Annotated in this window: 10 protein-coding genes; 4 read left to right on the forward strand and 6 right to left on the reverse strand. The window is 44.6% G+C overall.

The genetic code is table 11. The features are described from left to right. Positions 1–138 precede the first annotated feature (138 nt). The 3 genes from OW495_RS21525 to OW495_RS21535 form a co-directional block, all read right to left on the reverse strand. The gene (locus tag OW495_RS21525; RefSeq protein WP_289888276.1) at positions 139–1,653 is read right to left on the reverse strand and encodes an SgrR family transcriptional regulator; all 1,515 of its coding nucleotides are present in this window, start codon (positions 1,651–1,653) and stop codon (positions 139–141) included. Further along, the gene (locus tag OW495_RS21530) at positions 1,654–2,673 is read right to left on the reverse strand and encodes a Gfo/Idh/MocA family oxidoreductase (protein WP_289888279.1); all 1,020 of its coding nucleotides are present in this window, start codon (positions 2,671–2,673) and stop codon (positions 1,654–1,656) included. A 205-nt stretch (positions 2,674–2,878) separates the two neighbouring features. Then, positions 2,879–3,787: a TIM44-like domain-containing protein gene (locus OW495_RS21535; RefSeq protein WP_017105248.1), complete on the reverse strand. Its 909-nt coding sequence runs from the start codon at positions 3,785–3,787 to the stop codon at positions 2,879–2,881. A gap of 197 nt (positions 3,788–3,984) precedes the next feature. On the opposite strand from OW495_RS21535, the gene OW495_RS21540 reads away from it, so the two are divergent. The 3 genes from OW495_RS21540 (at position 3,985) to OW495_RS21550 (ending at position 7,545) form a co-directional block, all read left to right on the forward strand. Further along, on the forward strand, positions 3,985–4,575 hold the full coding sequence (locus OW495_RS21540) for a TetR-like C-terminal domain-containing protein (RefSeq protein ID WP_289888284.1): 591 nt from the start codon (positions 3,985–3,987) through the stop codon (positions 4,573–4,575). A gap of 17 nt (positions 4,576–4,592) precedes the next feature. Further along, a complete protein-coding gene (locus OW495_RS21545) occupies positions 4,593–6,467 on the forward strand; it encodes an MFS transporter (protein WP_289888287.1) in 1,875 nt (624 codons plus the stop codon). Between the two features lie 157 nt (positions 6,468–6,624). Further along, positions 6,625–7,545: a putative sulfate exporter family transporter gene (locus OW495_RS21550; protein WP_029223440.1), complete on the forward strand. Its 921-nt coding sequence runs from the start codon at positions 6,625–6,627 to the stop codon at positions 7,543–7,545. A gap of 143 nt (positions 7,546–7,688) precedes the next feature. Here the strand turns inward: OW495_RS21550 and OW495_RS21555 are convergent, their stop codons facing one another. Beyond that, entirely contained in the window at positions 7,689–7,856 is a 168-nt protein-coding gene (locus OW495_RS21555; protein ID WP_004736103.1) for a hypothetical protein, read from the reverse strand. Positions 7,857–7,962: 106 nt separating this feature from the next. Continuing rightward, positions 7,963–8,841, reverse strand: coding sequence for a LysR substrate-binding domain-containing protein (locus tag OW495_RS21560; RefSeq protein WP_017105244.1), 879 nt, complete (start codon positions 8,839–8,841; stop codon positions 7,963–7,965). A 193-nt stretch (positions 8,842–9,034) separates the two neighbouring features. On the opposite strand from OW495_RS21560, the gene nagE reads away from it, so the two are divergent. Next, positions 9,035–10,480 carry an N-acetylglucosamine-specific PTS transporter subunit IIBC gene (gene nagE / locus OW495_RS21565; RefSeq protein ID WP_198593881.1) on the forward strand — a complete coding sequence of 482 codons (1,446 nt, stop codon included), beginning with the start codon at positions 9,035–9,037 and terminating at the stop codon, positions 10,478–10,480. A gap of 145 nt (positions 10,481–10,625) precedes the next feature. Here the strand turns inward: nagE and menE are convergent, their stop codons facing one another. Then, entirely contained in the window at positions 10,626–12,059 is a 1,434-nt protein-coding gene (menE, locus tag OW495_RS21570; RefSeq protein ID WP_289888290.1) for an o-succinylbenzoate--CoA ligase, read from the reverse strand. Between the last annotated feature and the right edge of the window lie 24 nt (positions 12,060–12,083).

Here is a 12,083-nt window from a genome sequence, read left to right on the forward strand (position 1 = left end):
AAATCTGCCGGCACTGCCTTCGATGGTTCGAATCCGTCTCCCTCCACCATATTCTCCTTAATTGGAAAATCGAAAAGCCAACTCATCGAGTTGGCTTTTTTCGTTTCTGGCTTATCACTTTCTTTGACCCGTCAGTACTTAACTGTCTGAAATCCATAACTGATTCAATTCACACCAACCAAAACCATTTACTTGCACGCCTTGTATCCGATCTGATACTTCTAATCCAAACGCTTCATGCTTAAGCTCAGTAACAATACCAACCTCAGACAACCACTGACGACATTCATCTAATATGGCTAGCGAACGACTGAAATCAGGCTCCTGACGAATCAACGAAAGGTACGTTCGAATCGTCTCCAAGATCTGCGAATCTAAATTGAGAGTAGAAAACGGAAAGCGAGATAAGAAACTAAGCCAAGCGCTCAACGGATCACCTTCGTCAATAATACTGCACAACACCACTCCTTCGATCTTGGTGTAGTTTCCGTATTCAATTAACACCAACCTATCATCAGGTGAAGCAAGGCTTGCAAAGAGTCTTTGGCATTCCGATGTATCTTCGACCGTCATTATTGGGGTTATTTCGTTAGTCTGACTTGAGGCTTGGATCTTCAAAAATGTAGAATAGTTTTCACTCGGTACGGCACTGGTTTTTTCAGGCATTTCAAGGCACAGCTTGTTTTCAGCGCATACCTTGCTCGTCGCCCATTCTGGGTATACCCACAGCTCGATACTATTCAAAATAGACACATGATGTAAATAGAGCTTATTACGACTGAGGCGGAGCATGTTCTCTGAGAAAACATCGAGAGAAAAAGCACCTGAACCATTGAGCTTCCCAGATGTCGACATTTGAAATATTGACGCTTCAGCGCGAGACAAAAGCCTTGGTAAATGCCAGTCCGTTTCACTCAAACGCACTTCCACTGTATTCTCCGAATAGAGATCCACGGCGGCTATATGTTGATAGCCAAGACGCCAATGCTCACTCTGAGTCAAAGATTGAAGGCAGCGAACAATATCCTTGCTCAATAAAAGGCTGCCATCGTGAAAATGCACGTCATTGCGAATTTGAAAGCGCCACACTGTCGCATCTTCATTTGATTGCCAGTGATAAGCCAGATCACCTCGAACTTGGCGATTCTTAGCCTGGTCATTCCCAGCTTGGTTATTCTCAACATAAGTAAGGCGCTGGCACACTTGGCTCACTAAGAAGCGCTCAGTTCGTCGGAGCACCTTATGAGGATGAAGTTGCTCTAGCTTTCGATGAAATGGGATATAGGCGCGACGCGCGGCTTGATTAGCATGGCTTAAAAACGATTGCAGCTCTAGCCCTGCATCCCTTCCGCCAAAACTCAATATTGGAAGCATTTGCTCCACACTACCCGCGTCTGACAACTCATGAACCAACGTATAACACGCATCGATAGGTTCAACGAGGCATGTTAATAACGCTTTTTTGTTGCGACCTGAACTCGCCTGCCACTCAACCCAACCTTCCCTTACCATCGTTTTGATAATGGTTTGAACATGACGCTCACTAACGAACAACAGCGCCGCCAATTGACTGATCTGGCATCGCGAGGTTCCAGGGCCAAACGCCTGAAATATCTGTTCATAAAGTTCGAGTTGTCGCTTTTGGTTTGCCATTTATTTTTCTGAAGTCTTTATTTTAGTTAGGTGTCCAAAGCCTGCGTTCATCAATGCTCGTTCCATGGTTTCGATAACCTGTAAAGATACATCAGAGAGTAGAACATCAGAGTCAGTCTTGTTATCACGTATCAACTGAGACATATGATCAATCTCGAACTCGAAGCCATTGCCCACAACTTTATGCTGAATGGTGTGTTTGGTGCCCTGATATTCAATGTCTATTGTCTCTGGGTTCCACCACTTGTCTCTGATCGTGATCGTTAGTTCAGGCCCACGCAATGTAGCAGATCGAGGTAAATTAGAAACGATAGACGCCGATATTTTCCCTTCAATACCTTGAAAGAACGTAAACAGAGAGTCAGTATCCACATTCGATTGCTTGTACAGACTCGACATCTCAACCTTAGGCTCTGAAGGCGTTACGCCTAAGCTTCGACATAAATCATAGTAAAACCAAAGCCCATAAACCCCAACATCAAGTGTCGCACCACCCGAGAGTTCTGGGTTGAATATAAACAAGTTGGGGTCATAGTCATGTTCGTTGCCAAACCCAGCTTCAATCGAGGTAACTTGTATATTGTTTTCAGATAGATAAGATTTAAGCTCACGGTACGCTGGAAACGCCACTGTTTTCATCGCTTCCAACAACAGCACCCCATGTTTGTCGGCTAGGGCTTTCATTGCCAACCAATCTGCGAGATTAGTAAACGCGGGTTTCTCTACCAAGACATGTTTATTGTGACTCAGAAACAACTCCGCCAACGGTTTGTGATACGGATGAACAGTGGCAATGTAAACCGCGTCGACATCCGGATTGTTGGCCATCTCTTCATAGGATCCATAGCTCAACTCGCAACCAAAGTTCTGACCAAACGCGTTTGCTCGTTCAGAGTCCCTAGAAGCGACGGCGTAAAGCTCACCATGTGCAGAATGCTGAGTGAGTGCAGTTGCGAACCTTTTTGCTATATTGCCTAAACCAGCAATACCCCATTTCACCAATGTTGTGTTTTCGCTCATCGTATTACCTAATCAATTGTTTGGTATCAGTTTACTCAGAACTCATTCAATGAAATAGAGAACAAATAACCCAAGCTGTTCATGATTTATCTCGCTAACAGGCAAGAAGAGTCAAATTGCCGTTTTCTTTACCATAAAAAAACGCCTACTGATTACTCAGTAGGCGTTTGATTTAAAGACTAAATTGAATGGTACTTAGTATAGATTAACCTTGAATACCAACAATTAACCAAGGCGCATTGTCAGTAGTTAGATCACGCTCTAAGTGCCAGATATCGGTGATATCTTCTTCAATACCATCCGCAGTATCACGGTAACGACCGCTAAACTGTAGGCTTAATTGAGCCTTGCTACCGTCATGGTCAGCACGAACGATTTCAGCATCAACGTACATTACGTCTGTGTGCTGATCGCCGTCTAGCTTATTACGCTCAGCTTTCAGGTCTTCAAATAGGCTTGGAGATACGTATTCTTCAATCGTGTTTAGCTCGTTGTGGTTCCATGCACCTTGCAGTGTACGGTAATGCTCACGAGAACCATTGATGAAAGCCGCTTGATCAAAACCCGGTGGGTAGTTGTGTGGAACATCGCTTTGCGCACCAAAACCAAAGCCGCCAGCAGCGCCTTGAGATTGAGGTTGTGCTTGCTCAAAGTTATGAACATTTGGCTTTTGCTGCGGTTGTTCAAACTTGTTCTGACCCATGCCGCCGAATGCTGGCTGTTGGCCACGTGCATTCTGCTGATTCATGGAGCCCTGCTTAGCCCCCAACATTCCGCGTAGGAATTTGAACGCTAGGAAAGCAATAAGACCCATAATCAGAATATCCATGAACTGGATACCTTCAAATGCGCCACCAAAGAATGCAGCTAAAAGACCACCAGCAAGTAAACCACCTAGCAGACCGCCCATAAGGCCTTTCTTGCTAGAGTTAGCTGCTGTGTTCTTACCCGTTTGATCTTGACGGATCGAATTCGTATTTTGTTGTTTTGGTGCTGGAGCCGTTTTAAAGCTTTTGCCAAATGACTTACCACCACCAAACTTTTTCGCTTCCGCGATTGGCGTCACCGCGACTGTTACCAACAGGATCGCGACTAGTGAGAAAAATCGTTTCATTATTATCCTTTATAGGTTTCTTTATCTTTCGACACCTTAATCATACTCGTTAACAAAGAACAATGAAATATTCACGGTGTTTACACATGTATCATAATATTGCGGCTATTAATTGTTTACTTATTTGGCGAAAGGATTGACGGCACTCTGGGGCAGCATTAAAATATTGAACGATGTTCATTTACTAGATACTACTCATGGCACGAAGAAACGACCACACTCGAGAACAACTGGTTCAGCTCACACTAAAGATAGTGACTGACTTCCTAGAAGAGCACTCTTATCACGAGTTAAGTTTACGTAAAATCGCCAATATGATTGGGTATGTACCGAGTACTCTAGTGAATGTGTTTGGCAACTATAACCTGTTGCTTTTACACGTTGTCGCTCAAACACTAGACGAACTAGCCTCTGAATCCGCATCAGCCGTAGAGAAATCAAGCAACCCACAGCAAGCGTTATTCAACCTCGCTTATTGCTACCACGACTACGCACAGAAAAACCCTCATCGCTGGCAACTTATCTTCGAACACAACATGAACGGCGAAAACCTTCCTGAGTGGCAATCCAATCGAATCGATAAAATGACCGGTATGCTAGAGCAACTACTTATGGCCATTGCTCCTGAGCACACAGAAAGTGAAGTTGTGAAGGCAAGCCGTGTGTTATGGTCTGGTGTTCACGGAATAACCCTGTTAAGTGTTGATGATAAGTTTTTCGCTTCTGAACCCATTGATGGTAAAGAATTGATTAATAACCTAATCTCAAACTACCTCACCAACTGGTAATCATCGAAGGACAGATAATGAACAATGACAGCCAATCCTCGCTGTTAACCCAAAAAAGGTTCCTACCCTATTTTATTACCCAATTTTTGGGAGCCTTTAATGACAACATCTTCAAAAATGTCCTGCTGCTCTTTGTTGCCTTCGCAAGCGTAGATACCTTGCCTATTTCCAGCAATTTGTTCATTAACTTGGCCGCTGGTCTTTTTATTCTGCCCTTCTTTCTCTTTTCTGCTTTAGCCGGCGTCTTGGCGGATAAGTACGAAAAATCGTGGTTCATTCGCAAAGTTAAGCTTATTGAAGTCGTGATCATGTCACTGGGTGCCATTGGTTTTATCTACGAAAGCTACGCGATTCTGCTTCTATTACTGTTTTTAATGGGAACCCAAAGTGCCTTCTTTGGCCCTGTAAAATACGCCCTACTTCCTCAGCAGTTAGAATCGAAAGAGCTGGTTTCTGGTAACGCTTTGGTCGAGACAGGCACTTTCTTAGCTATTTTAATCGGCACCTTAGGCGCCGGAATTATTGCCTCAGAAGAGAATTCAAAGCTGATCGCTGCAGTCTGTATTGTGACGTTTGCGGTACTCGGCTATTTAGCCAGTTACTTTATTCCTGAAGCACCAAGCAATGCGCCTGACCTAAAAGTGAAGTGGCAACCTATTACTTTGACACGCCAAACGCTCGCGATTGCTAAAAAAGATCGACCTACATTCCAAGCACTGATGGCAATAAGCTGGTTTTGGTTCTTAGGGGCGACTTATCTCACTCAGTTTCCCAACTTCACCAAGGTTTACCTAAACGGGACCGAAAGCGCTGTCGCGTTTTTACTAGCACTGTTTTCGGTTGGTATTGCCATTGGTTCATTGGCTTGCGACAAATTATCCAACCACAGAATTGAGATCGGCATTGTCCCAATGGGCAGCTTAGGCATCTCTATTTTTGGATTTTTAATGGCCGTGTCGATCCCAGAGGCACTCCCTGACTTCGATTCATTCAAAAGCTTCGTGTCTTACTCCGAATTATGGCCTCTATTCGCCTATCTACTGCTGCTTGGCATGTCGGGTGGCATATTCATCGTACCTTTATACTCTTTGATGCAGTTTAGAGCTAAACCCAATGAGCGAGCGCAAGTTATCGCAGGTTTGAACATCTATAACTCACTGTTCATGGTGGGAAGCGCTGTTCTTGGTATCGTCTTCCTGAGTGTTCTACAGCTTTCAATCCCACAATTGTTTGCCTTACTCGCGGTGTTCAATACTTTAGTCATGTTTGCCCTGTTTTATCAGGTGCCGATCTATGCTTTCCGTTTCTTCACTTGGGTTGTGACTCACACCATGTACCGTGTGAAGCATAAGAACCTTCACAACCTGCCAGAAAAAGGTGGCGCGCTAATCGTCTGTAACCATGTGAGTTATATGGATGCATTATTGCTGAGCGCCGTTTGTCCTCGTTTGATCCGCTTTGTGATGGAAGAGGATTACGCCAAGCTCCCGCCATTACGACGTTTCTTGAAACGAGCTGGGGTTATTCCAATCTCCGCAACGAATCGCAGTTCGATTCGAAATGCTTTCAAAGAAGTAGAACGTGCGCTGCATGAAGGCCACATCGTCTGTATTTTCCCAGAAGGAAAGTTGACCTCTGATGGCGAAGTTGCTGAATTCATGCGTGGAATGGAACTGATCATCCGACGTTCACCGGTACCCGTCATCCCAATGGCCCTCAAAGGGTTATGGGGAAGCTACTTTAGCCGTTTCAAAGGCAGTGCATGTAAAGGTTTACCCAATCGATTCTGGACAAAAATCGAGATCGAAGCCGGGAGACCAATTTTGCCTAAAGATACTTCTTGTGAAACATTGCGCCAGTCAGTTGCCGAGCTTCGTGGGCCATTGCGCTAAGCAGAGCCAAACAACTCTGTAGCTAAACATTTGAGCATAAGAACAACCGTTCAGTTTTACTTAACGTTTGTTCAATTCATTTAGACTTACTTACCATTGCGTTAAGCGTATAGTCTTCCACTACGCTGCCAATACTAGACGCGACGAATTAAATATAATGAATCTAAAAAAGTCTGTTCCATTTTATCTTGCTGCTCTGTTTTGCTTAACCCCATGGGTGAGTTCACCGACGGCACTCGTGATCGGCTTCCTTCTTGCGAGCTTAGGTTTAGTCCCTGAGCATCTAGAAGTGGGCAAACTCACCAAAAAGCTACTGGCCTACTCGATTGTCGGCTTAGGCTTTGGCATTCAGTTTGAGAAAGCATTGGCAGTAACAGGCGATGGTATTGGCCTCATTGTGACGACGATTATTGGTACCTTGGTCATTGGTTGGTTCTTGGCAAAACGCATGGGATTAGATCGCACCACGGGTTACCTTATCTCTTCTGGCACCGCAATTTGCGGTGGTAGCGCCATTGCCGCCGTAGCACCGGCCATCAAAGCCGATGATGAACAGATTGGCTTGGCGTTAGCCACTGTATTTGTGTTGAACTCCGTTGCCCTTTTCTTGTTCCCAATGATTGGCCATGCACTAGAGTTAAGCCAACAAACTTTCGGAACATGGGCTGCAATCGCGATTCATGATACATCTTCTGTAGTCGGCGCAGCATCAGCATATGGCGAAGAAGCACTGACCACAGCAACCACATTGAAGCTCGCTCGCGCACTTTGGATTATCCCAATCGCGTTAGTCAGTGCGATGATCTTCAAGAACGATCAAAAGAAGATTACGATTCCTTACTTCATTTTCTTCTATTGCGCTGCTATTGCTGTTAGTGACTTATTGCCACAATTTGAGATGGTCTATCAAGGTATCTTTGATGTGTCTAAGCGTGCATTGGTGGTGTGTCTATTCTTGATTGGTTGCGGTATTTCAGTTGAGAAGCTTAAAGCTGCTGGGCCGAAGCCATTGATGTTTGGTATTACAATGTGGACGATGATTTCGACAGGCTCATTAGCGTGGTTAACGCTTGCCTGATGCACCTAATACGTAAAGAAGCGCTGTAGATTGGTTAACTTGTTAAGCAGACAAACAAGTTAGCGAATGACAAAACAAAAAGGCAAAGCTCAAATTGGCTTTGCCTTTATCGTTTGCGGTAAAGATATTCTTTATTGCAACAATCACAAATCAAACAGGGGCTTATCACTCTTCTTGCTCTCTCTTTTCATTAAAACAAGTACCACAACCAACACAAATGCGGTGAGTTCGGCCAACGAGCGAGTCAACCCTGACGAAGTCACTGCTTGGCCTATCTGCAGTAAAACCGCGATGATGAGGGCAATTTTCATAATAAGACCTTATTCTATAATCCGTTATTCATAGGGCTTATTATGATGGATGGTTATAAAGATAATAAATTCTGTTTTGAACTATCTAATTGCTAAATTAACTAACCTAGCCCAATTGCCCCTCTAGCCACTTAATAAAGGTTCTTACCTTAGGCCGCTTTTCAGTGCCTAACGGACAGATCAAGTCGTACCCTTTATCAGTATCCATACTTGGATAAGGCGTTATGAGCTCACCAGTCTCAATGTACGGCTTAACAAAATGATAGCGCCCCATTGCCACACCGATATTATGCAAAGCACTCTGCACGCCCATATCGCGATGACTCACACAATAAAACTGCTCAAACAGATTTACATCGAGTTGATTGTGCTTGATCCAACGCTGCCACACATCAGAGCCTAGCGCATGAATGAAATTAATCCGGTGTAACGACTCTAAACCATCATCAAAGATATCGTGTTCAGCGGCATAGCTCGGCGTACATACCGGAATATACTTTTCACCGAACAGACGCTGTCGATGCATATCTTTTAGATCTTCAGCACCATAGTAAATGGCGACATCGAGATGATTTTGATGAAAGTCTTGCTCTTCTTGAGAGAAAATATTGAGGTTGAACTTTGGGTATCGCTGTTTGAAATCAGCCAGCCTTGGTAGCAACCAACTGTTTGCAAAGGCAGGACTGGTACCGATATTGATCTGTCCATACAAGTCTGTGTTGGTAATGTCTTCGATCTCGCCAAAAATAGAGCTCAACGACTTCGATAACGTGCGTTGAAAGCGTTGCCCTTCTTCGGTCAGCTCCAGTTTGCGAGTGCCTCGTACAAACAAATTAAACCCGAGTTCACCTTCCAACACTTTGATTCGATGGCTAACGGCTCCCTGAGTCAAATGCAACTTTTTCGCGGCTAACGTAAAGCTCATTTTCTCGGCAGCAACATTAAAAGTATGAAGGTTTCTCAGTAAAGATTGATGATTAGCCATACGAATTCATGCATTAAAAATTTTAATTCATAGTACTACCCGTTTCGTTTGTTTGCATTAAGAAATAAGTTTCTAATAGCCGCAGTTACTTAAAACCCTGCCTCGATCAATATTTAACTCCATGCGTTGACGAGCAGAAACATTAAAAAAATTAATTACAAACTTAGGGGCACGTATGAATATACTCGGGTATATGCAAAAAGTAGGTAAGGCATTGATGGTTCCCGTAGCCACACTGCCAGCTGCAGCAATCCTTATGGGGATCGGCTACTGGTTGGATCCTGTTGGTTGGGGATCTGAAAGTATTCTGGCCGCATTCTTGATCAAATCAGGTGGTGCGATCATCGACAACATGGCAGTTCTGTTCGCGGTGGGTGTCGCCTTTGGTTTAAGCCGTGATAAAAATGGTTCTGCCGCACTGTCTGGTTTTGTGATGTTCCTAGTCGTCACCACGCTACTTGCTCCGGGCTCAGTTGCTCAATTGATGGATGTTGAGTTAAGTGAAGTACCAGCGGCATTCGGAAAAATCAGCAACCAATTCGTGGGTATCATTGTCGGTATCATCTCTGCTGAGATCTACAACCGCTACTCAACGGTTGAGCTTCCTCAAGCTTTAGCATTCTTCAGCGGTAAGCGTTTGGTTCCTATCCTTACCTCAATCGCAGGTATGGCGCTCTCTTTTGCTCTGCTATACATCTGGCCAGCTGTGTACGATGCTCTGATCGTATTGGGTATTAAGCTAGAAAGCATGGGCGCTGTGGGTGCTGGTCTGTTTGGCTTCTTCAACCGTTTGTTCCTATCAATAGGCATGCACCACGCACTCTACCCAGTGTTCTGGTTCGATGTTGTGGGTATCAACGACATTCCAAACTTCCTAGGCGGCGCACAATCTATCGCTAACGGTACGGGTATTCCGGGTAAAACAGGTATGTACCAAGCGGGCTTCTTCCCTATTATGATGTTTGGTCTACCAGCAGCAGCATTGGCGATGTACCACTGCGCTGATGCGAAAAATAAAAACCAAGTCTTCGCAATCATGCTTGCGGCTGCAATGGCTTCATTCTTCACTGGCATTACTGAGCCTCTAGAGTTCAGTTTCATGTTCCTAGCACCTGTATTGTTCCTATTGCACGCAGTGTTAACAGGTTTGTCGCTTTACATTGCAGCAAGCATGGAATGGATGGCAGGTTTCGGCTTCTCTGCAGGCTTTGTTGACTTAGTGCTATCAAGCCAAAACCCGTTAGCGACTAACTGGTACATGTTATTAGTTCAAGGTGTGGTGTTCTTCGCGCTTTACTACGGTATTTTCCGTTTCGCTATCATCAAGTTCAATCTACGTACTCCGGGTCGTGGTGAAGAGATGGAAGCAGAAGGCGAGACAGAATCTCCAGAAGCGTTAGTTAGCCTAACCAACAACTACATCGAGGCTATTGGTGGTGCAGACAACATTCTAGAAGTGGACAACTGTATTACTCGCTTACGCTTAACAGTAAAAGACTCGTCAGCAGCAGACAGTGACAAACTGAAAAAACTGGGTGCTGCAGGCGTCGTTCCTATCGGAAAAGGTGGCCTACAGGTCATTATCGGTTTAGGTAAGGTAGATAAGGTTGCTGAACAAATGAAGAAGGCACTCGCTTAAGCTAAACAGCCAGATGCAAAGATAAAAGCCTTAATGAGCAGATAGAATATTAAGAATTTGTGATGGTTTCACCACCATCACAACCCCCTGAAGCGCAATTACGACTAGTCACCGTGTATTGCGCTTCATTTTATTGTTCTCAGTTCTATTTAGAACGTATCTGCTGTAACCACTGTGCCAACCCTGCGCGTGAAACCTTAATACCTAGCTGTTCTTGATGAGGCATTCGATAGTACTCGACAGGAAATTTGAACCGTTCCAGACGGCCATTTAATTGCTCGGTAAACCATTCTTTGGTTGGTAAATCCGTACAATCCACAATAGCGACAGGTCGAAACCCGAACTCATCATCTTCAATTGGAACGATAAACGCCTGATTGATTAAAGATAACTGATTCAGTACTCGTTCAATTTCTTCACAGTGGATATTCTCACCGCCAGAAATAAACTGATTATCAGCACGACCAATGATCGACACTTGTTCGCCATCCCATTCGCCGAGGTCTTTACTGTCGAACCAACCGTTCTCATCCACCAATGGTGTTAACTCGCCCTGATAGTAATAACCAGAAGCAAGCGTATTGCCGCCAATAAAGATACGTTGATCTTCAATTTTCAACTGGCGTTGGTCGAGAACAAAACCTGCAGTATTACTAGAATCGACTGGCTTCGAGGTCACTGTTGAAGCTGCTTCTGTCATACCGTATCCAAGCCATGTTTCGATGCCCATTTGTTGAGCTTCAAGCCCTAGCGCTTCTGGGATATGGCTACCGCCTAAAAGCACATGAGTTAAAGTAAGTGCTTGCTTACTCTGCAATAACCTATGTAGTTGAGTCGCCACTAAAGAGGCATGACTGCAACCTTCGATGTCTGACTCAAGCTTACCTGACCCTATTTTGATGCAGCCACCAGCCACCAACCAACGATGGACAATCGCCAATCCCGACACATGGTACATCGGTAAGCTAAGCAACCAAGTGTCAGCTTGTTCAAAGTTGAAAACGTCTAGTAAACCCTGAGCAGAACATAAGTGTTGCTGCAACGTGTGAGCCACCGCTTTCGGGTTTCCGGTAGAGCCAGAAGTGAATACAATGGTCGCTAAAGATTGAGGATTAAAGCTAGGATTTTGCGGTGTTGTTGGTTTGTCATTACCATCGACCTTAACTTCGCTCAAGCAAGGTAACGTCACCAATACAGTCTTGAGGTCAACAGCATCAGAATGATCTAACCCACAGCTATCTAATAGCCAAAGGTAACGTCTGTCTAGCTGACCATAGAGGGATTCAAGCTTCTGCGTTAAACGAGCTTTCGGCTGAGGCATGGTAAACGCGCAAACCACACCCAAATTGAGTGCGGCAAGATAAACCGGAATCACTTCAGCTTGGTTCTTACCGACAATCGTCAGTACATCACCTTCAGATAGGCCTTGATGAGATAGCTGTTGTTGGTACTCACTCACCAGCACAAACACTTGCTGCCAAGTGTAAGCGCGGTTAGGAGTCACTAACGCTGTTTGATGTGGGTTCTGCTGCGCCCACTGTACCCAGAGCGGGTGATGACTAGATTGTGGGCGCATCATAAGATAACCAAGTTATAGATTGAG

Source organism: Vibrio sp. 14N.309.X.WAT.E.F5, assembly GCF_030397615.1.
Lineage (GTDB): Bacteria > Pseudomonadota > Gammaproteobacteria > Enterobacterales > Vibrionaceae > Vibrio > Vibrio lentus.

Excerpts from the sequence above, each read along its gene's own strand:
- OW495_RS21540 (WP_289888284.1), top strand. The coding sequence starts at position 3,985 with ATGGCACGAAGAAACGACCACACTCGAGAACAACTGGTTCAGCTCACA.
- OW495_RS21535 (WP_017105248.1), bottom strand. The coding sequence starts at position 3,787 with ATGAAACGATTTTTCTCACTAGTCGCGATCCTGTTGGTAACAGTCGCG.
- OW495_RS21560 (WP_017105244.1), bottom strand. The coding sequence starts at position 8,841 with ATGGCTAATCATCAATCTTTACTGAGAAACCTTCATACTTTTAATGTT.
- OW495_RS21555 (WP_004736103.1), bottom strand. The coding sequence starts at position 7,856 with ATGAAAATTGCCCTCATCATCGCGGTTTTACTGCAGATAGGCCAAGCA.
- menE (WP_289888290.1), bottom strand. The coding sequence starts at position 12,059 with ATGATGCGCCCACAATCTAGTCATCACCCGCTCTGGGTACAGTGGGCG.
- OW495_RS21525 (WP_289888276.1), bottom strand. The coding sequence starts at position 1,653 with ATGGCAAACCAAAAGCGACAACTCGAACTTTATGAACAGATATTTCAG.
- OW495_RS21550 (WP_029223440.1), top strand. The coding sequence starts at position 6,625 with ATGAATCTAAAAAAGTCTGTTCCATTTTATCTTGCTGCTCTGTTTTGC.
- nagE (WP_198593881.1), top strand. The coding sequence starts at position 9,035 with ATGCAAAAAGTAGGTAAGGCATTGATGGTTCCCGTAGCCACACTGCCA.
- OW495_RS21545 (WP_289888287.1), top strand. The coding sequence starts at position 4,593 with ATGAACAATGACAGCCAATCCTCGCTGTTAACCCAAAAAAGGTTCCTA.
- OW495_RS21530 (WP_289888279.1), bottom strand. The coding sequence starts at position 2,673 with ATGAGCGAAAACACAACATTGGTGAAATGGGGTATTGCTGGTTTAGGC.